The organism is Pukyongia salina (genome assembly GCF_002966125.1).
In the GTDB taxonomy this organism is placed as follows: Bacteria; Bacteroidota; Bacteroidia; order Flavobacteriales; family Flavobacteriaceae; genus Pukyongia; species Pukyongia salina.
Genome location: NZ_CP027062.1, coordinates 619,912 through 640,648, shown reverse-complemented (window position 1 = coordinate 640,648; position 20,737 = coordinate 619,912). Strand labels below are relative to the sequence as shown.

Here is a 20,737-nt window from a genome sequence, read left to right as displayed (position 1 = left end):
TAGTTGTTTTTTTATTCACCTATATATGTAAATTCAACAGAGCAGGGAACATGATCGGGAATTCCCATATACCCAAGACCTGATCCCGAGTTTCCATTGTTAACGAAACCTGGCGAATTTGCCTGATCGAAGGAAAGGGTGAAGGTATAGTTAGTCCCGGCTACAAGGCTTACATACTCTATAAAAGAATATTGCTCCCATATTGCGTAATATCTGGTTCCTGAAGGCTCTTGGGAAGCTTGAGCCTTTGCGGTCACATAGTAATTGGTACCGTTAAAGTTAAACCTGAATTGCCCCTGTTGATAGGCAACATCACAGCCTGCGGAAACATCGTTAATGTAACCACTTCCATAGTTCATACTCACTTCAATTTTATATGCACCTGTGTAGTTTGCGGTAAAGGTTTGAGAAGTTAATCCGGGGACGTTCTGCCAACCGGCATTAGAGTCTGGTTGAAAGAAGGAGGTTTGTGTATAATACTCCTGGTGTTTCTTAGTGAATTTGTTAAACCATTCGGTCCCGGTCCAAACATATATTCCGGGATAAACGTCGTTGGATCCTGTGGTGGTTGTCGTAGTATTATAAACTACTGTACCAACTGCCAGGGCACCTCCCTGTGGATTTAAAACAGGTCCTGCAACGTTGGTTGCCGTAAGAGCAACTCGTGGAAGAACTATTCCATGTGTTGCACCTGTAGGATTAGCTACTTCGAGAATCCCGTTGGGAGACGTGGTATTGATCCCAACCTGGGCTACTGTGTAAGAATAAAAACCCACTGCATAAAAAAGGGCGAGGGCGTAATTTCGTAGGTTAAATTGCTTCATATCAATGACATTAAACATTTTGGGCATCACAATTATACGCAACATAATCGATTAAAACATAAAATAATCGATGAAATGCACAAAATATCACAAAATGTACGAAAAATGCTACATATTAGATGCGAAATAGGTAAAGTAGCATATTTTCGGTCATGTCAATGATTGGCTGTATCTATAATTTTTCTGAACTTAATTTTGGCACCCGCTAAGGTAAATTATCCTTTAAAACGGGTGCCGTTTACTTACTAGTTTTGGTTTGTTATTAGTTAATGTATAATGGCATTTAGTTTTTAGACGTTAGTTTATTTTGTAAAGTGTTTTGCTCCGGCTTATACTTTTGTAATTCTCTGGCATCCAATGTTTCTGGGCCAATTTCATCCGGTGCATCCGGGAATCTTAGATCGCTGTAGTTAGAGCTGTTCTCCGTAGATCCTGTGTCATTCTTCCTATTTGCAACTATATGATAAGAGAAAGTTACATTCGATGTCCCATTCTGAAGCTCCTTTACAGTGAAACTGCTAGCAGATTTATTTGTCACGTACACGCCGTTGCAGTCGCCTTCAAGCTGAATGAACACCTTTAATGGATGATCCTGGTCTACAACGATGTTATTTGTAAAGATCGGATCGATAGAAATATTCGCTGTTCCGTTTACAAGTTGTCCTGTGCCATAGTCTTCGAACAGAACTTCCGGAGCTTCCGGAGCGAACATCACTTTTTTGTCACCGTTTGTGTCCTGAACAATTGTGGAAACTGCACCATTACCAATGATCTTGTAATTGGTGTTGTTATATCGGGCACCTGCATAGGCGTAAGACGAGTTGGAACTGGACCCTCCACTATAGAAATATCCACCGTAGTACATATTACCACCTCCTACAAGACTGGAATTAGTATAACCGGCAAGTTGCGCTCTTGGGTCCCTTGCATCTGCCGTGAGAGCATTTCCTGTATAATTGGTCTGATAGCGAGCTGCCTCTATACTACTATAGGAGGTAATAGGGCCTTCCGTCATCGCATAGATGGCGAGATCTGTGGCGTTAGAGTTAACACCTATGTTGAGAATCTGGTTTGTAGAAATGGAAGTAGTACTACCAGATACAGCTCTTAATCCCATATTGGATCTTGAGGATGATAGCTGATCTGCAACGGCCAGCACCCCATTGGCACCGTTTGCACCACCACCCCAGGCCTGGATCCCTCCTATAAGGAAGGAACTACCTGTATAGGTGGTATAGGTATAAGCACCGTGGGAATTGGCGGCATAACCGTAAAGACCAATACCAGTTCCCGTGTTTTCTCCTCGTATTCCTATCCCCGATCCCGAATCGGCTCCCCATACAGAGGCTCCGTTACTGGACGTTTCCGAAACGATGCCGAAAGGATGGGATGCGTCGTTAACGCGTAAAACCACGTTGGTGTATGGCATAGATCCCATACCTGCGGTTCCAATATCAAGAAAGCGCATTCTTTCGGTGTCGTTGGTGCGTAGTACAAAATCTGTAGCATCTGTAGTACCGATGAAATTTTGTACAGGACTAGTGCCTGCATTTCCTTCCAATGACCAGTCACGACCACCAGTTCCCCCCATGGCGATCCATTCGCTGCCACTCCAATAGTAGAAACCAGGTAAAACTTCGGTATCTCCACTACTGGCATTTGCAGTATTGTAAACCAGCAAGCCTGTGGCGGGCGATGTTACCGGACTCGCTACTGCTCTCGAAGTTAAGGCTACCCTGTTAATAAGAATACCTCGATCTGTATCGCTCATCTCTAATTGTGCACTTGTGTTAGGTGCACCTGTTCCTAGTCCAACATTATCATTTGCTCCATCCACGAAAAGTGTATTGCTATTATTGGTAGTAGCAATTCTGGTGTTGATATCTGCGTTGGTATCATTAATTACCAGTTGATCGTTTGCATCTTCCCGTAGCTCTAAAAATTCAAGACCTCCCGCTGTTAGGTTAAGTCGGTCGGCCGAACTGATCCAAAGTCCGGTGTCTGTATCCGTATTCCAGCTGTAAAAAGGAGCTGTATTTATACCATTCGACATGGCGTGTACCTGGTTAGTATTGGGAATTCGAAATCTTTCGGTTCCATTTGTTACCAGGCCGAGAAGGTCGGCACCCGGGCTGTAGAACCCTTTATCGGGATCACCGGACCATCCAAATAGCGGATTAGCCGCGGTACCTGCGCTATTAGCACGTAAATTACCACTGGCGTCAATAGTTAATTGGGAATTACCATTTGTAACTATAGAGAATTCGTCCGGATTAGACCTGTAGAATCCTGTATCAGTATCACTGTCCCAGGAGAACGCAGGAGAACCGCTTGTGCCATCTGTATATGATCTTAGACGACCATTAGAGGTGATTCGGAATTTCTCGGTGTTATTGGTTCTAAAACTTAGATCCGAATTATCTGTAGTTCCCACAAAATTTGCTGCGGGGCTAGTTCCGGCATTACCGCTTTGTTTCCAGTCGTTCCCAATGATAGGAATCCAGGCGGTTCCACTCCAGAAGTAGAATCCGGGCGTAACAGCAGTTGCTCCAGATCCCGCAGTTGCGGTGTTATAGACCAAAAGGCTTGTAGAAGGAGCCGGTGTGATTGGGCTGCTACTATTCGTGGCCGATAAGGCGACACGAGGAAGTAATATACCTTTGTTATTACTTGTTACATCCAACATGGCCCCGGTACCGGGGGCAGTTGTATTGATTCCTACTTGGGCATGCAGCAGGGAAGTGCTGAAGACAAAGAAAAGAATTAGTAGGAATTTTCGGTGTAGTAGTGTTATCGTCATAAGCTGGTTATTGAGGAATTTTCCTACAATTATATACATAAAAATCGACAAAAGACAAAATAAATCGATGAAATACACTATAATTTAACTTTTGTAATTTATAAATGTTAAAATCTAGAAATGAGGAATTGGGATATTTACGTCGTTTTAGTGAAATTTTTTTAAGCTGAAGTCCGTTTTTCTACTTATTCTCTAATTATCTGTGTCATAAAGTGTTAAAGATTGAACTATCTTCAATAATTTCGCATCAAATAAAATTGAAGAATTTTGGCCCATAATAATCTTGAATTTTTCTTCGAAGAAACCGGATCGATGAATGAGGAGATCCTCCTGGAACCATTCTCAATTTCGGGATATTCACTTTTTTTGAAACGGGAAGATCAAATACACTCTGAAGTTTCGGGAAATAAGTTCAGAAAATTAAAATACCTTTTTGAGGATATGAGAGCCACGCATAAACGGGCGATCCTTACTTTTGGTGGTGCGTTTTCTAATCATATTGCTGCCACAGCCTCTGCGGGAAAGCTTTTTAGTATTCCTACGGTAGGGGTGATACGAGGAGAAGAATTGGAACCATATATAGAGAGCAACCCTACGCTGCAGTACGCCTCCCGCTGTGGTATGCGCTTAATATTCATGAGTAGAAGTGATTATAAGGATAAGGATCAGGGAGAAGTTTTAAAACGATATATACGCGATCTGCACGATTATTATATCATTCCGGAAGGTGGTACTTCACAATTAGCAGTAAAGGGTTGTTCTGAAATACTTAGTGATACAGATGTGGAATTCGATCATGTGGCGGTGGCGGTGGGAACCGGAGGAACCTTCGCAGGGATATTGAATTCCTTGCAGCCTCACCAGGAGGGGATCGGGTTTTCTGTACTTAATGGAACTTTTCAGAAGGAAATACTGGATAAATTCAGTAGTAATTCCAAATATCAGCTCACAGACCGCTACAATTTTGGCGGCTATGCTAAAATAGATTCAGAATTAGTTCGTTTCATTAACAAGTTTAAAGAATTAACAAATATTCAACTGGATCCGGTATACACAGCTAAGATGATGTATGGGATCATGAATCTAATGAAAGCCGGATATTTCAGAAAAAATAGCCGTATTTTAGCGATTCATACCGGGGGACTACAGGGAATTAATGGAATGAACCTCCGATTGAAATCAAAGAACCTACCTCAAATCGAAATATAAATGCTATTTAGAATCCTCATAGTTATCGTTGCAGTTGGATTTCTAACCACAAGTTGTAAATCTAAGAAGCGCATTGTGGAAAGTAAGAAAAGAGACCGCACCGAAAAGATAGTGATCGAAAAACAACCCGAAACTACTACAACAGTACCTAAAACGGTGGTGAAAGAGCTTCCGCCTGATGCTTCATACGCCGAGGTTGTTGCCAATTACATTGAAAACTACAATGGCATTGCAAGGGAGGAGATGCTTCAATACGGTATACCGGCCAGCATCACCCTGGCACAGGGGATACTTGAGAGTGGTGCCGGAAGAGGAGAATTAACGCGAAAAGCAAATAATCATTTCGGAATTAAATGTCACACCGAATGGACAGGCGAACGCGTGTATCACGACGATGACGAAAAGGGTGAGTGCTTCAGAAAATATAAAGATCCTAAATATTCATTTAGGGATCACTCGCTGTTCCTTACGCAACGAAGCAGATATAAGGATCTGTTTAAATACAGGAAAGATGATTATAAATCCTGGGCCAGAGGTTTGAAGAAGGCGGGGTATGCTACCGATCCTAAATACCCAGACAAGCTCATTTCTATCATAGAACGCTATAATCTGGCGGCTTATGACGAAATGGTATTAGGTGCCGGTGCAAATCCTATCAACCCGGATAACACAAAGATCAATACCTACACGGTTTTAAAAGGTGATACCCTCTATAGTATTGCCAGACGATTCAATATTACGGTTGAAACGTTAAAAGAGTATAATGGCCTTGAAACTAATACTATTTCTATAGGACAGGTATTATATTTGCATCCTGTAAAGAATCAATAATTTTTCATGATCTATAAACGAAGTAGTGCCTTATTTAAAGAGGCACAACAATATATTCCGGGAGGTGTAAACTCACCTGTACGGGCCTTTAAGGCTGTTGGCGGTGACCCTGTATTTATTGAACACGCCAAAGGGGCCTATTTGTACGATGTAGATGGAAATAAACTCGTAGATTATATAGCCTCCTGGGGCCCATTGATCCTTGGACATGCGTACCAGCCGGTTCTCGATGCACTTATATCGAAAGCCGAGAAAGGTACTTCTTTTGGTATGCCCACGCAGATTGAAACTGAGATCGCCTCTTTGGCTGTTTCGATGGTTCCGGGCATAGATAAGATCCGTTTTGTAAACAGTGGTACCGAAGCATGTATGAGTGCAGTACGCCTGGCACGTGGATACACGGGTAAGGACAAGATCATAAAATTTGCAGGGTGTTATCACGGTCACAGTGATTCGTTTCTCATTGAAGCAGGTAGCGGTGCTGTTACCTTTGGTGTCCCAAACAGTCCAGGAGTCACTGCTGGTACTGCCAGAGATACTTTGCTCGCTCCATATAATGATCTTAACAGGGTAAGGGAGCTCATTTTGGAGAACAGAGGAGAAATAGCCTGTATTATCCTGGAACCTGTAGCAGGAAATATGGGATGTATTCCTCCGGCCGACGGATTTTTGGAGGGGTTACGCGATTTATGCAACGAAAATGATATCCTTCTGGTTTTCGATGAGGTGATGACCGGATTTCGGTTAGCTGCTGGTGGAGCCCAGGAATTATATGGTGTAAAAGCCGATATAGTAACCTTTGGGAAGGTTATTGGCGGAGGGCTTCCGGTTGGAGCATTCGCCGCCAGAAATGAGATCATGGATTTTCTAGCCCCCTTGGGTCCTGTTTATCAGGCAGGAACCTTGAGCGGTAATCCATTGGCGATGGCCGCTGGTCTCGCCATGTTAAAAGCTCTTGATCGATCTCCTGAAATTTACCAATCTCTTGCCGAAAAGACGGCTTATCTACATAATGGGTTGGACCTGGCTTTAAACGAGAGTGGACTGCCCTATGTGATAAACAGGGTTGGATCTATGATCTCGGTGCACTTTACTAAGGAAGAAGTTATAGATTTTGAGTCTTCCGCGAAGGGTAATAACGAAACGTTCAAAAAATTCTTCCATGGGATGTTAAACCGCGGGATATATTTACCCCCAAGTGCATTTGAAAGTTGGTTCTTAAACGATGCGCTAACTTATAAGGATCTGGACATGACGATTAACGCCTGCCACGATCTTGTAAAAACCCTATAAAAAAACCTCCTGAGATTTCCCAGGAGGTCTTTATTATTATATAATTTAATTTACATCTTCTGAAGGGTGAGCCACTTATTATATTGGGCGTCCGTCAATGATTTCTTTACTGCATCCTTTAATACTGCATCGAACTTGTTCTTATCTGCCTGAACTTTCGGACTGGAAATATCCTTCCCTGTTACATGCTTCTGATAATTGCTTTCGTGTGCGGTATAGGCTCTGAACAACGCTCGTTGCTGATCGCCCGTTAGGTCAAGTTTAGACGAAAGGTCTGCTACCTTTGTTTTTGCAATAACCTCTGGCCTGTCCTGGTCCTGAGTTAAACTCTGTGCGGACATACTGCCCATTCCTACTAACATTATACATGAAATAGCAAGTACCGATAATAGATTTTTCATTGTATCAATTTTAATTTTAAGGTTACTAATGTAACTATTTTACAATGAATATTCCAAGAATTGGGCCAAAATTCGCTACTAGTGTCTTTTTTCGCGTTTCTTGTCTCGTCGACCTTCTTGCTTGCGCTTTTTACCCCTATTCTCACTGGTCTTTTCCCATTTTTCAAATTGATCCTTATTAAGGATAGATTTCATGGCATTTTTGTATTCAATTTGCGAATCGAGCCTTGCCGAGTGTTTTTCGAATTTATCTTCATCGGTCATTTCATCCTTAGGACCCTTTTCGGTTTTATGCGCTTCCCTGTCTTTTGCAACCTTGAGTTGCAATTCGAATACTTTTGCTTGTTGCTTTTCATCAAGATCTAATTCGAGGGTGAGCTTTTTAGTTTGAAGTTCGGCTAGCTGTGTAGGAGTGAAATCCGGCCTCTCCATTTTAGGTTTGGGTTGTCTGTCGTTATTTCCCCGAGGCCCTTGTGCGAAACTCGTAAAACAGATTAAGAAACTTGCAACTAAAAATACGTTTTTCATGTTCATGGATTTTACATTATACGCTCTTTGGACATCACAATTGCCTAAAGGTTTAAACAAAAAAAAAGCAACCAGGATATGGTTGCTTTTTTTCTGTATTTGTTGTTCACCTACAACGTGTCCAGATATTCGATCAGCATAGCCAAAGCCTCCTGATGAACAACTGTTCTACCCAATCTGGGCATTCGGTAAATAGGTGCGTTACTGGCAAAACGTGCTTCTATCTCGCCTCTGTTAGCGTAGATCCCGGTTTCGCTAAACGGAGTTTCGTATCGGAAGTCCATATTAAATGACGGCGCTACACTTCCTCCCGGTGAATGGCAATGCGCACAATTTACATCCATATACGCTCTAGCGCGCTCATCGATAGGGAGTGTTCCATTTGCCCAGTTAGGTAAGGAGCTAACTGTGGTTGGATCGTCCAGGCCAAGTAATAGCCCGTTATCCGAAAAATATTGCAATTGGTTGTAGCCCGCATATTCCGGAATGAAATTTAAATTCCGAAGTTTCATACCCAGAGGGAATGTTTTATTGTTATTATTATGACACTCGAAACAATCTGCATTACTCGGAATTATATAATCTATATCCTGAGTGGTGCCATTATTGTCTATATAGCTTATATCTATCATACCACCCACATCATCCCTGAAGGCTTCGGTCATTGTATCATTCCACACATAATTGGACGCTATCCACCCTTCCTGTAACTTTATTAATACACGAGTTTCCACGATCTTCTTTCCTAAAGTTGGGTCCCTTTCATCCAAATAATAAAAGAAGGTCTTGGCAATTACCGTGTTGTTTGGAAACAGCGGCAGGAGATCGGAGTTTGCATATCGCATGGTTTGCCCAACGGGGAGTCTTACCAATCGTTGTTTATGGGTGTAGTCTGTAAATAGTGCGGTTCTTATTTCGTAATACTGAACTCCATTAGCCGGTACAATATCTTCCATGGCGCCTTCAAATAATCCCATTTCGGATAGGGTTGGCGTAAATTGTAGAGGAGTACCTTCTGTTGTTGCTGAAGCTGTATTACTGGGGACAGATTCGTTGCCTTCAGCATCAATTGCCGTAACGTAAAAACTGTAAAAGGTCTCTTCATCGAGATTGGGGATGGTAATTGAAGTAGCCGTATGTGCCGAAACGATGAGTGTACCATCCTGATAAATATGGTAACCGGTAACACCCACATTGTCGGTTGAGGCATCCCACCCCAATTCGATCGAATTTATGGCGATGCCGGATACCGTAAGATTTTGAGGCGCAGAGGGGTTCTCATTGTCGAACTGGGAAGGATTGGAATCGTCACTTCCACAACCGGCAATAATGAGAAGGATAGATAGAGACAGGGCAATTTGAATTCTTTTCATTCTTTGAACAAATTAGATGCTAAAAATAGAAAAATACTTCTAAAACAGCTAGTTAGTTTGAGTTAAAACTACTATTTCGAAGCGGTTCCCTCAACCATTTGGTTGTTTGACTAATTGATGGTTTTAACGGTAACAATGGTTCTATAGCTTCGGAACAAATTCAAAAATAATTTATACAATGAAAACAAAAATCTTATTAGCCCTTTTACCCGTTTTGGTAATAGGAGCATTTTTCGCAATTAGCGAATCGAATGGCGACTATGCCGAAACTGCAAGATTACTTGAGCCTTCAGATGGCTGCGTATTTATGACCGTTATGGGAGAACAGTCTTCCGAAAATTTCAATATCTATAAGAATGATGAAAATCTTATGATATCTGTTCGCGACGGATTAAGTTGGCTGGCAGACGCCCAGCTACCTAACGGTGGATATGGCGCCGGAAGTCATAGTGCCCAGCATGTACGTGATCCTCATGCGGTCAAGGCGGATCCTGCGACAACAGCTATTGTGGCTCAGGCCTTTCTCAGGAGTGGAACCACCATCAATAAAGGAACCTACTCGAAGAACTTAAAGAATGCGATCGATTTTCTGCTGGAAACTGTAGAAAGTACCTCAAAGGGATCGACATTTATTACCGATGTTCGCGGTACCCAGATACAGACGAAATTAGGCGAAAACATCGATGCCGTATTAACTGCACAACTGCTATCTAATCTATTGGACAGAAACCTGAAAGGTGTTGATAAGCGTAGAGTTGAACGATGTCTGGATATATGTGTAGCCAAGATCGAAGCTTCCACCGATGCTTCCGGTAGACAAAAAGGTGCCGGATGGGCCGGGGTTTTGCAAAGTGGATTAGCCACTTCTGCCCTGGAAGCCGCTCAGGCTGTGGGTGCCGATGTTAATGAGGAAGTGGTAGAACGATCCAAGAATTACCAGAAAGGAAACTACGATGAAAGCACCGGTAATGTAAAAACCGACGATGGGGCCGGGATCATGTTGTATGCTGTAAGTGGGTCTGTGAGAGGTAGTGCCAAAGATGCCCGAAAGGCAGAAGATGCGATAAAAAAGGCAAAGCGTGACGGAAAGCTGGATAAGAATGCTCCGGTTAACACAGATAATTTACGAAAGGCAGGGTATTCGGAAAGTGAAGCTGCCCAGTATGCCACTTCTTACAATGTATATCAGTCTGCCAAGAAAACGGCACAGCGGGAAGATGTATTAAATGGTTTTGGTAATAATGGGGGCGAAGAGTTTTTAAGTTTTCTACAAACCGGCGAATCCTTACTGGTGAATAAAGACAAGGATTGGAAAAACTGGTACGATGATATGAGTGGCCGTATTCTAAAGATTCAGAATAAGGATGGAAGCTGGAATGGTCATCATTGTATTACCAGCCCGGTTTTTTGCACAGCTACCAGTTTATTGTTGCTTACAGTGGAGAACGACATCGACTTTTTAAGTAAGGTTGGGGAGTAATTCTTAAGCAAAATGTGAGCTATGGTCTTGATTTATAAATAACGACCTCGTATTGATAAATGCCGACCGGATGTGTTTTTAATTGGTTGATAGCGTGCTTATCTTGAGTATCTCAATTACACGCTAGTTGATGTTTAGGTTGGTAGTACACCGCTCATGGCTGTCGGCAGGGATGCCGGCCCCTTATGCCAAAAAGGTAAAGTTTTAACCGTGAGCGGTGTTTTTATTTTAAAGAGACCAACTCCAGTGTTACCTCATAAATAGGACGATCCTCCATCTTTGCCTTTAGCCAGGCATAAAAACTCATCACGAAGATATCTTCCTTTTTAGCGTCTTTCCACTCGAATGACTCCTCTACTTTTTCTCTAAACTGAAGCGTCCGTACCAACGACGGATCGTTGTAGTAAAGCCCCACTAACTTAAGGAAATTAATAGCACGATCTTCTTTTAGTCTACGCAGTTTGGGGACTAATTTCTTCCTTATGCTGTTTATGCGTGATAGAACCAGATCGAGTTGATCTAACTCTATAAGTACGAGCAGCTCGATTATATTCCTTTGTATTACCCAAATGATCCCTTCCTTTTTTTCGTAAAAAAGATCACTGTGATTTAATTTTTGAAGTTGCCGGCGCGCCTCCTTAAATTCATGTTGCTGAAACAAACACATAATTAATACAAGTTGTAGTTCGGGAAATGGATTGGGGAATGCTTTTAACATGGCAATGGCTTCGGTAGGATAAGCAGTGAAGTTCAGGTTTAGAGCCTTAAGAAGCACGAGGTCCGGGGCAAATCTCCTGTAATATTTCCTTTCATGACGGGTCATTTCAAGCTCCATCATCTGGATAAAATCTTTCGCTCTAGTGAAATCTTTATTCCTAAAGCTAATTACTGCCATGAGCTTTAAGATCTGGATGTGATAATATAAATGCTTTCCGGCTTGCTTCTTCTTCCTATTCACTATAATAGAAATACGATTCACCTGTGGCGTAACACTGCTGTAGTCACTTCGCAATTGAGCAGAAGTGGAAAGGATCTGCAGTAGTTGAAATAGGGATTTAAAAGTAAGATTATCGTCTATTGCGATGCCATGTGCCTGAAAAGTTTCATCAATAATTGTTTCAATAACCGCATTCCTTTTGGATAATTGGTCTTTAATGGTTGCATAGGCCATATTGAGCCTTAATTCTCTGTGTTGAAGTTCCTGGTTGTGTATTGCGGCGTCTCTAATGTCTTCGTACTTTATATTTGGATGAAGATGGGCGTATTGGATCTTTGTTTGGTAAATTTCACCTAGAATAGAGTAGAGATCATTTTCCAAGGCTTTTTTTTCGGCTTTTTCAAGGGTTCTAAAAGCAATTTTGGTCTGTTTGTGTTCAAAGAATATCCTACCGGCCAATAGCAGTTTCATAACCTGCATTTCTTCTGAAGTTTCACCCATAAAGCTTTTTTCAGCTACAAAGGCTATAAGGGAATCCTGTAGCCGTTTACAAAGTGCGTGATACGAATTACGTGCCGGTTTCCCGTATATCTTCACGTCGAGGTTGGTGGTCCTTCCCTGGTCGATCAGCTTGAATAAGGTTATGTTTTTGGCATCGCCCCTGCGATTCTTTTTCTTCAGATAATTGATGAATTCTCTTTTATCTTCTGAAGAAAATGTACTTATTATTGCTGAAATAGTATTCATTTAAACGTAAGTATATTTTGTATTTAAATACTAATAATAGTGATAAATGTAGGTATTTGTTTATAATAAAACGTAAGTAATATTATTATTTTGAATTTTCAATCCAAATAGTATCACTCATATTTGTTCCCGAATTAACATCAAAACAATTCATTATGGAAAATCAATTTTCAACAGAAAAGAAACCTGTAAATTCACCTCTTATTGAGAAAATTCAGAAGAAAAAAGATGAATTTAATTGCGAACCAACCCCCGCCTTTATTTCTGCTTCCTGGACCGCTTTGTTTATCGGGATGGTGTCTTATTGTGTGGGCTTATGGAACGCAAGTATGGAGCTAAACGAAAAAGGCTACTATTTTACAATCCTTCTATTTGGTTTGTTCTCGGTTGTTTCGGTTCAGAAAACAGTAAGGGATAAACTGGAAGGAATACCGGTAACCGAGATCTATTACGGAATTAGTTGGTTTACTACCATTGCTTCCATACTACTGCTTATTATCGGCCTCTGGAATGCCGATCTATGGCTTAGTGAGAAGGGATTCTATGGGATGGCATTTGCATTGAGTCTGTTCGCTGCGGTTGCAGTACAGAAGAACACACGTGATGTAAAATTTCTGCAACGCCAAAAGAAATAATGTAAATGAGTTTACGACATCAATAGAATGTGGGTGCGTTCCCACGTTTTGATGTTGGCGAAAGCAATCTTCCGGCCGGGGATTGCTTTCTAACATTCGGATCATGCAAGATAAAATAACCAGCAAAAGAAGGATATTCGAAATTTTGGCAGTCACACTAACTGCCGGCGGTAAATTCCTTTTTATGGATTATCTCGACCTACGCCTGCCATATGTAATTGCAGCTGTAATTGGTTGGAGCCTTTATATAATAGTGCGAAGCAGGCATCAAAAGGGCATACTGTCTTACTGGGGTTTTAGAAAGGATAATTTTTTAAAGACCGTAAAACTACTATGGCCATTCGCTCTGGCGTCTGTTTTGGTCTTTTTGATCATAGGTGCTTACCAGGGAACGCTTAATCCATCATGGCATATATTACCTATACTCATAACGTATCCTCTGTGGGGTATCATCCAGCAATTTCTTATTATTGGCTTGATATCCGGGAACCTGCATGATATGGAACGGCCCGATCTTAACAAGTATGTGGTTATAGTATTTAGTGCCATCATTTTCTCTATCGTTCACTTTCCGTCCTTCTGGCTCATGACCGGGACTTTTCTACTCGCGCTTTTCTACGGCTTGATCTACCTGCGTATCCGTAATATATATGCCCTGGGAATCTTTCACGGCTGGCTGGGCGCTATCTTTTATTATACGGTAGTGGGTACAGACCCCTTTGAGGAGGCATTTCTGGTGTGGATACAATAAAAAAGGAGCTCCATTAAGAACTCCTTTTACACAGTTGGGTGGTTGTAGAGATTAATTATCTCTAAGATTTTTATCTGTATATCCGTTATCATATAACCCTTGTAAGGCGACTACTTTATTGTTTTCCGAAAGAAATCGTATCCTGAAAGTTTTCAGGCCTTTCAACATAAATTCGTGGTCACTAAACGGGTATAACTCGTATTTTGTTCCCTGGTCCCTTTGATAAAATAATACTCCATTTTCCAAAGTTACTTTTCGTGGGCCATAGGTGCCTGCAAATTTTTTGAGAGAACTTACCTCTAATTTTACAGGGTTGTTCTTTACTTTAATTTCGGCCAGGGGCCATTGGTAAAGCGCTTTCATTTCCTCGTCATCACTTTTTTCCATAAGCATCTCTAATGCCTTCGAATAGGCTACATCCAGGGCTTTATCTGCCGGTACTTCAATGTGCGGTTTTACCCCTGTTCCTTCCCAATTTGTGTTGGTAATCGGGTTAATGGCTCGCCCGGTGGGTAGCCATATCGTAAATCGGTCGGTAAGGATATCGGTACCCCCGGGATGTGCACCACCACCAGTTGTTTCGCCAATTAAGGTGGCGCGTTTAAGGTTTTTGAGATTATAACTAAACTCTTCCGCAGCCGAAAAAGTGCCTCCGCTTGTTAAAACAAAAACAGGGGTTTTCGCACTTCGGGTTCCGCTCACATGGGGGAGTGTCCATGTTTGTGTATTAGAATCGGCCGGCCGCCAATAGAAATTATTGAGATGCACCGGTTCGCTGTCGAATAAATAACTTGAAATAAGTTGGATCATTTGTGGACTTCCACCACCGTTCTTCCTTAGATCGATAATGATCGCGTCGCTGTTGCTTAAAAAATTCATTGCGGCTACAGCAGTGGGACCGGCGAATTCTACATTGGAGAAACTACGAAGATCGAGATAACCAATATTGCCGCTCATGATCTTTAGTTCCTTAAACCCAAAGTTATCGCGTTTCATGCTGTTGATATACCTGTTTAAAAAAGCAATGCTGTCTTCGGGAGTAACAGTTTGTTGTTGCTCTGCTATTTGCTCTGGTGCAAACGATACCCGAAGGTGTTTATCCTTACTCACCGCCTGGAGGTCGGTAGTTAGTGTAGAGGCAAATTGATGGGGATCTTTTATCGACTTATAATCGCCTTTTGCCAGTTTGTCTTTGATACTTGCAGCCATCTTGGCCGCAACCTCTGGAAATACATAGTTGGCGTTTAATTTTTTTTCAATCGAATCAATAACCATTTGTTGTTCATTGATCGTTAATGTTTGCTCCTGGGCTTTTAACTTTGTAGTGAATAGCAGGAGTAGGGCCACAATGGCTAGTGTGATGCTGTTGTAAATTTTCATGATCTTAATTGTTTGTGCAATTGGCACGAATCTTTTTTAAGATGGTTTCCAATTGCTTTTGTTCGTTTTTTGATATTCCTTGTAATGATGAATTTCTGTTGTTCTGAATAATGGGTGGAAGTATTTTTAGAACTTCCTTTCCTTTTGGAGTGATCTCTATATTAAATCTGCGTCTGTCCTCTGTGTGCATCGATCTTTTCAGGTATTTTTTTTTAACCATTGTATTGATCATACGGGTCATGGAAGCATTGTCCTTAAAGACCAACTCGGCGATCTCTTTTTGCGTCATATCCGGGTATTCATCTAAAAAAATAAGTACTAGGCCTTGATCGATCGTCATGTCTTCTATGGCTTCGGAAATATTTTTCTGGGCAAATTTGCGGTATTCCTTGATCGTACTTTCAATAGCGTGAAAAATGGTTTTCGAAGGAAGAACTAACTTCATAAATAATTAATTTGATATAAATATAATTGATATATCAAATATAGTACCAAATTTTAACTATTTTTTAGAACTGTAAAATTTAAAGGGCGTGAACAAACAACCCGTCGTCTGTCTTTTCGACCTTGGCCAGGTTGTTTTTGGTAAGATGTTTAATGGTTTTGTCCCACTTCTTGTTAGACAGGCCAGACTGTGCTTTTAATTCTACCAGGAAAATAGGAGTGTGGTCCTTTAAGTATTCTAATACCTGCTTTTCATCTTCAGAAAGTGCCACCTGTTTCTTCTCAGGTTTCATTTGAGGGAAGAAAAGAACTTCTTGGATAGAGGCATTATTGGTAAGGAACATGATCAATCTGTCCATACCAATTCCCATTCCACTGGTTGGAGGCATACCGTATTCCAGGGCTCTTATAAAATCGTTATCGATGAACATGGCCTCATCGTCACCCCGATCGGCTAGTTTCAGCTGTGCTTCAAATCGTTCGCGTTGATCTATAGGGTCGTTAAGCTCACTGTAAGCATTTGCTACTTCCTTTCCGCAAACCATCAATTCGAATCGTTCGGTAAGCTCAGGGTTGTCACGGTGTTCTTTGCATAACGGACTCATTTCCTTGGGATAGTCTGTAATGAAGGTTGGTTGAATAAAATTTCCTTCACACTTCTCCCCGAAGATCTCGTCGATCAACTTTCCTTTCCCCATCGAATCATCTACCTCTACACCCATTTCAAGGGCTGCAGCTCGTAATTCGGCTTCTGTTTTATCTGTGATATCGAAACCTGTAAACTGTTTAATAGCATCGGTCATAGTCACCCTGGGGTAAGGGGCCTTGAAATCGATGGTATGATCCCCAAAAGTTGCCGAGGTAGTGTTGTTAACAGCTTTGGCACAAAATTCCAGAAGCTGCTCACAAAATTCCATCATCCAGTTATAATCTTTGTAAGCCACGTAGATTTCCATGGCTGTAAACTCCGGGTTGTGGGTGCGGTCCATTCCTTCATTTCGGAAATTCTTGGAGAATTCGTACACCCCGTCGAACCCGCCAACGATAAGTCTCTTTAAGTATAATTCGTTTGCTATACGCAGATATAAGGGCATATCCAGCGTGTTGTGATGGGTAACGAACGGCCGTGCTGCTGCACCTCCCGGGATGGGTTGTAAAATTGGAGTTTCCACTTCAAAATACCCTCGGGCATTAAAGAATTCCCGCATGGCGTTGAAGAGTTTGGTCCTTTTAACGAAAACCTCCTTCACATGAGGATTCACAACCAGATCTGCATATCGCTGTCGGTACCGCTGCTCGGGGTCTGTAAAGGCATCGTGTACATTCCCTTCCGAATCCACCCTGGGCTGGGGTAGCGGTTTCAAGGCTTTAGACAGAAGTGTGAAATTTTTAACCATCACGGTCTTTTCGCCTACCTGGGTAGTGAACAATTCTCCTTCTACCCCAATAAAATCTCCTATATCGAGTAGTTTCTTATAAACTTCATTGTAGTGGGTCTTATCTTCCCCGGGACAGATCTCATCCCGGTTGAAATATACCTGTATACGGCCTTCGGCATCTTGTAATTCGGCGAAAGACGCTTTTCCCTGGATTCGGCGCGACATGAGTCGGCCGGCAATATTTACTTTCTTTCCTTCTTCAAAATTTTGTTTGATCTTACCCGAGGTGCTATCTACAGGGTATAAGGCCGCCGGATAGGGCTCAATGCCTAAATTTCGTAATTGGGACAATTTTTCCCGTCGTATCAGCTCCAGTTCTGAAAGTTGCATAGGTACACTACATTTTGAATTGCCGCCTGTCTGGCAGACGGCACAAAATTAACTTAATTCAAAAAACTAAGTGTTATAACTTTCAGAAAAACCCGGTGTTAGTGGGAAATTTTAGATTTAATATAAGCCATAGAGGTGGCAGCTTCTTCATTCTCAGGGTCCACACCCAGGGTTTTTTCATAATATCGAATGGATTCTGAATAACGTTCCATGATCCCCAGGGTGTTGGCTAAACTTAAATATGTACCGGGTTCTTCGGGAAATAACAGTGTATTGAGGGTATAGACTGAGATGGCTTCTTCCTTTTTTCCGGCATAGAACAGTACAGTGGCGTAGGTATTCAACTCGTACCTGTTCTTCACAAGCAATTTTAGTTCGGGTACTATTTTCTTCGATCTTTTGATAAGTTTTTCAGCTCCATGTTCGGTTAAGAATTCATTCACCATGGTCACGCCGTGATAACCCGGGGTATAATTGCCCTTCTGTATAGCCAGTATATCGGCTTCCAGACTTTTAACGGGGCGTTCGGTAATTCTGTTCACTTCTTTACCATTCAGATAAAAAATGAAAGTAGGTACCCGGTGTATATTCTTTCCAAGCTGTTCTCCACCCGGACTTTGTTTGTATGTACCCTTGTTCCGGTCTACAGCAATAGCTGTTAATCGTTCCATCGGAAATTCGGCTGCTTCCAGCACCTTGTAAAATTTTGGGACCTCTCGTTTACTATCTCCGCACCAGGTGCCCATAAATAATTCGATCGTATAATTTTTCAGATCGGTTTTTATTAGATCGATGATGGCAGGGTCTGGGGTGTATGCGGTATAATTCTTCTGAAACCATTTTCCGTAGCTGTTGGCACTTAGCCCTTCTTGGTTGATCTTTCCTAAAAGTTTAGGAACGTTGTCTTCGGAAATAATTTCTTTGTTAATGGGTTGGGCCTGGACGGCTGAAAGGGATAAACAAAGGAGTAATAGGAATAGTTTGGTTTTCATGGTAGTTCGTTTTTTGAATGATGAAACGAAGATGACCATGCTTCCGAAGAAAACGAAAAATAAAAGGTTTGAAATAGGGACTAGCCCCCCGGTTGAATTTTTATTTAAGAAGCATAGAGAGTCTTTACCTCATCGCGCGAACTAACCTTAAGTTTCTTATAGAGGTTGTTGATATGAGTCTTAACCGTACTCACACTTACAAACATTTCACTGGCGATCTCTTTGTTGGTTTTATCGGCCAGAATAAGCTCCAGGACCTTTTGTTCCTGATTAGACAACACCTTTCCGGCATCGGGGATGGCATTTTTTGTTTTTTTCCATTTTCCGAAGAAATAAAAATTTCCCAATACCGAGATCAATGCGATACCGGATGCGAGGTAAACCCACCAGGGTAATTTGGCCTCGCTAGCTGTTTGTACCAAAAATTGGTCTGCTTTAAGTTCTGCCTCGTATTGTTGAGTGTAGGAGGTTTGCGGATACGATGTTTTTAATCGGGTTAATAATCCGGAATAATAGCTGTTATTTTTTAGATCCTCCAGGTAATAGGTATGGAGATCACTGCCCCGGTCACTCAGGAAACTGTAAATATATAGTTCGGCCAGGGGTTCGTTGAGTTGTTCACCATATTGTTGCAGGATACTAAACCATTTGCGAGTATTTATCTTCCTGTTGGCTTCACTTCGATAGGTGCTAAAGGCGAAGCGCATGTCGTTCTTAAGTGAATCGATCTTCAGAAAAGCATTGGACCGTTCATCTTCAGAAACAATTTTACAAAACATCTCATTTTCGAAAGTAACAGGTAAGGACAGTGTAAGCGAATTGTTGGCAACGAACACCACCTCCTTACTATTGGCACAATGGCCACTTACATGAGAAAGATTGTATTCTCCGTCGGGACAAGTATCCACATGTATACGATACATTCGGTTTTCTTCGGGTAGATTGTTTCCTGTAAAACTGAAAAATCCGGTTGAATCTGGCTTAATCTTGGCAATGATCTGCTCGTTATATACCCCGGAGATCTTCCTGTAATCTTCAACTAAAGAAAGGTAAACCTCACCGTCGATCATACTGCCATCTACATACCCACTAAATTCGTACTGCGCATGTACCAAAGGGCTTATCAGCAGACAAAATAATAGTATTACAGTTCTATATGCGTTCATTTTGAGATTATAGTTTAGCCTGTGCTTCTTCCAGATAACCTTTAAATTCACTATCATCCGGAGCCATGGCCACCGCCTTCCCAAAATATTTCGCAGCTTCCTCGTATTGTTCCATATCCATATACCTCGAGCCAAGTCCGGCATACGCATTAGGGTTATTAGGGTAGATCATCGTATTTAAGGTAGCCACCTGGATACCTTCTTCTTTTTTACCCTGGCGGAAAATGGTTTTGGCATAAGTGTTCAATTCGTATACATCTCGTGTCTTCCCGGTAAATTCGACCGCAAGTTTGTTAAGATCTGCTTTAAAGTTTTCAAGACCCATTTCAATTAATCTGGTATGAACCATGTCTGCTGCAAAGTAGTAGGGTGTATATCCTCCATCGAGGATAAGCTGCAGATCCTCTTCCAGAGTTCGCACCGGATATTCGATGATCCTGTTTACTTCGTTCCCATTTTTCTTTAGAATGATAGTGGGTACGTGATGGATGTTCCGGCCTCCCTCTTCTCCTCCGGGGCTGCGTTTATAATTTTCTATCTCATCGTCTATGGCTATTATAGTGAGTTGTTCCATAGGATAATCTGCTGCCTCGAGTATTTTATAAAGGGTAGGAATCTCGCGCTGACTGTCCTCACACCAGGTGCCCATAAAGACTTCTATCTCGTATTCTTTTAGCTGGTCCTTGTAAGATTCGACGAGCTCTGTATTTACCTTATAGTCCTCGTAAGCCGGTTGAAACCATTCTGCAAAGACAGGTTTCATAAGTTTATCTTTATTGATCTTTCCCAAAAGTTTATCTTCGGATTCATTGGGAATTACTTCTTCGGCCACCTCTACTCCGGCCTGGTTGTCTTTACATCCCGTTAAGGTGGTGATTAGAATTAGGATAAGAAAAATTGGAGATCTCATAAATAATTTTTTGTAAATATAACGAGCGATGATGAGTTATTCAACAATGTAACAAATGTCTTAAAAGCTGTTCTAATAGAATGTTATTAATTGTAATTTCGTGCTTATGAGTATTTGGAGGGTATTATTGTCTATTTTATTTCCGCCCCTGGCTGTGATCGATAAAGGCTGTGGCTCCGTCTTGATCGTACTTATTTTAACTGTCTGCGGATGGATACCCGGTGTAATTGCAGCGCTTATTATTCTAAATAATCCCAATCGTTAATT

The 20,737-nt window shown here is 41.6% G+C and carries 19 protein-coding genes; 7 read left to right on the top strand and 12 right to left on the bottom strand.

Annotated features, from left to right (window positions below; translation table 11 throughout):
* Positions 1–11 precede the first annotated feature (11 nt).
* Together C5O00_RS02930 and C5O00_RS02925 are read right to left on the bottom strand one after the other, a co-directional pair.
* On the bottom strand, positions 12–824 hold the full coding sequence (locus C5O00_RS02930; RefSeq protein ID WP_158676765.1) for a phage tail-like protein: 813 nt from the start codon (positions 822–824) through the stop codon (positions 12–14).
* A 283-nt stretch (positions 825–1,107) separates the two neighbouring features.
* Positions 1,108–3,624 carry a phage tail-like protein gene (locus tag C5O00_RS02925; protein ID WP_158676764.1) on the bottom strand — a complete coding sequence of 839 codons (2,517 nt, stop codon included), beginning with the start codon at positions 3,622–3,624 and terminating at the stop codon, positions 1,108–1,110.
* 267 nt (positions 3,625–3,891) lie between these two features.
* Here C5O00_RS02925 and C5O00_RS02920 point away from each other — a divergent pair, with 267 nt between their 5' ends.
* From C5O00_RS02920 to hemL, 3 genes are read left to right on the top strand one after another with little or no spacing between them, the layout of a single operon-like run.
* Positions 3,892–4,833: a 1-aminocyclopropane-1-carboxylate deaminase/D-cysteine desulfhydrase gene (locus C5O00_RS02920; protein WP_244593018.1), complete on the top strand. Its 942-nt coding sequence runs from the start codon at positions 3,892–3,894 to the stop codon at positions 4,831–4,833.
* Complete coding sequence (locus C5O00_RS02915; RefSeq protein WP_105214785.1) at positions 4,834–5,664, top strand: glucosaminidase domain-containing protein; 831 nt, start codon at positions 4,834–4,836, stop codon at positions 5,662–5,664. It begins immediately after the preceding gene.
* A 6-nt stretch (positions 5,665–5,670) separates the two neighbouring features.
* A complete protein-coding gene (hemL, locus tag C5O00_RS02910) occupies positions 5,671–6,957 on the top strand; it encodes a glutamate-1-semialdehyde 2,1-aminomutase (RefSeq protein ID WP_105214783.1) in 1,287 nt (428 codons plus the stop codon).
* 50 nt (positions 6,958–7,007) lie between these two features.
* On the opposite strand, the gene C5O00_RS02905 is transcribed toward hemL, so the two are convergent.
* The 3 genes from C5O00_RS02905 to C5O00_RS02895 form a co-directional block, all read right to left on the bottom strand.
* Positions 7,008–7,358 carry a hypothetical protein gene (locus C5O00_RS02905; protein WP_105214781.1) on the bottom strand — a complete coding sequence of 117 codons (351 nt, stop codon included), beginning with the start codon at positions 7,356–7,358 and terminating at the stop codon, positions 7,008–7,010.
* 78 nt (positions 7,359–7,436) lie between these two features.
* Positions 7,437–7,886, bottom strand: coding sequence for a DUF4890 domain-containing protein (locus C5O00_RS02900; protein WP_158676763.1), 450 nt, complete (start codon positions 7,884–7,886; stop codon positions 7,437–7,439).
* Positions 7,887–7,996: 110 nt separating this feature from the next.
* Entirely contained in the window at positions 7,997–9,259 is a 1,263-nt protein-coding gene (locus C5O00_RS02895) for a fibronectin type III domain-containing protein (protein ID WP_105214777.1), read from the bottom strand.
* A gap of 178 nt (positions 9,260–9,437) precedes the next feature.
* Here C5O00_RS02895 and C5O00_RS02890 point away from each other — a divergent pair, with 178 nt between their 5' ends.
* On the top strand, positions 9,438–10,739 hold the full coding sequence (locus tag C5O00_RS02890) for a prenyltransferase/squalene oxidase repeat-containing protein (protein WP_105214775.1): 1,302 nt from the start codon (positions 9,438–9,440) through the stop codon (positions 10,737–10,739).
* A 223-nt stretch (positions 10,740–10,962) separates the two neighbouring features.
* Here the strand turns inward: C5O00_RS02890 and C5O00_RS02885 are convergent, their stop codons facing one another.
* A complete protein-coding gene (locus C5O00_RS02885; RefSeq protein ID WP_105214773.1) occupies positions 10,963–12,423 on the bottom strand; it encodes a hypothetical protein in 1,461 nt (486 codons plus the stop codon).
* 155 nt (positions 12,424–12,578) lie between these two features.
* Between C5O00_RS02885 and yiaA the strand changes: the two genes are divergently transcribed.
* Positions 12,579–13,058: an inner membrane protein YiaA gene (gene yiaA / locus C5O00_RS02880; RefSeq protein ID WP_105214771.1), complete on the top strand. Its 480-nt coding sequence runs from the start codon at positions 12,579–12,581 to the stop codon at positions 13,056–13,058.
* A 103-nt stretch (positions 13,059–13,161) separates the two neighbouring features.
* Positions 13,162–13,809 carry a CPBP family intramembrane glutamic endopeptidase gene (locus tag C5O00_RS02875; protein ID WP_105214769.1) on the top strand — a complete coding sequence of 216 codons (648 nt, stop codon included), beginning with the start codon at positions 13,162–13,164 and terminating at the stop codon, positions 13,807–13,809.
* Positions 13,810–13,860: 51 nt separating this feature from the next.
* Here the strand turns inward: C5O00_RS02875 and C5O00_RS02870 are convergent, their stop codons facing one another.
* The 6 genes from C5O00_RS02870 to C5O00_RS02845 all read right to left on the bottom strand — a co-directional run bounded on the left by C5O00_RS02870 (position 13,861) and on the right by C5O00_RS02845 (position 20,470).
* The gene (locus tag C5O00_RS02870) at positions 13,861–15,189 is read right to left on the bottom strand and encodes a S41 family peptidase (RefSeq protein ID WP_105214768.1); all 1,329 of its coding nucleotides are present in this window, start codon (positions 15,187–15,189) and stop codon (positions 13,861–13,863) included.
* 4 nt (positions 15,190–15,193) lie between these two features.
* Positions 15,194–15,634, bottom strand: coding sequence for a MarR family winged helix-turn-helix transcriptional regulator (locus C5O00_RS02865; protein WP_105214766.1), 441 nt, complete (start codon positions 15,632–15,634; stop codon positions 15,194–15,196).
* 79 nt (positions 15,635–15,713) lie between these two features.
* Positions 15,714–17,402, bottom strand: a complete 1,689-nt coding sequence (lysS, locus tag C5O00_RS02860; protein WP_105214764.1) for a lysine--tRNA ligase — start codon at positions 17,400–17,402, stop codon at positions 15,714–15,716.
* Between the two features lie 98 nt (positions 17,403–17,500).
* Positions 17,501–18,394 carry a hypothetical protein gene (locus tag C5O00_RS14580; protein ID WP_174688597.1) on the bottom strand — a complete coding sequence of 298 codons (894 nt, stop codon included), beginning with the start codon at positions 18,392–18,394 and terminating at the stop codon, positions 17,501–17,503.
* Positions 18,395–18,498: 104 nt separating this feature from the next.
* The gene (locus tag C5O00_RS14675) at positions 18,499–19,560 is read right to left on the bottom strand and encodes a helix-turn-helix domain-containing protein (RefSeq protein WP_105217549.1); all 1,062 of its coding nucleotides are present in this window, start codon (positions 19,558–19,560) and stop codon (positions 18,499–18,501) included.
* Between the two features lie 7 nt (positions 19,561–19,567).
* Positions 19,568–20,470 (bottom strand): TlpA family protein disulfide reductase, encoded by a 903-nt coding sequence (locus C5O00_RS02845; RefSeq protein ID WP_105214763.1) that lies wholly within the window; start codon positions 20,468–20,470, stop codon positions 19,568–19,570.
* A 106-nt stretch (positions 20,471–20,576) separates the two neighbouring features.
* On the opposite strand from C5O00_RS02845, the gene C5O00_RS02840 reads away from it, so the two are divergent.
* The gene (locus C5O00_RS02840) at positions 20,577–20,735 is read left to right on the top strand and encodes a YqaE/Pmp3 family membrane protein (RefSeq protein ID WP_105214762.1); all 159 of its coding nucleotides are present in this window, start codon (positions 20,577–20,579) and stop codon (positions 20,733–20,735) included.
* Positions 20,736–20,737 lie beyond the last annotated feature (2 nt).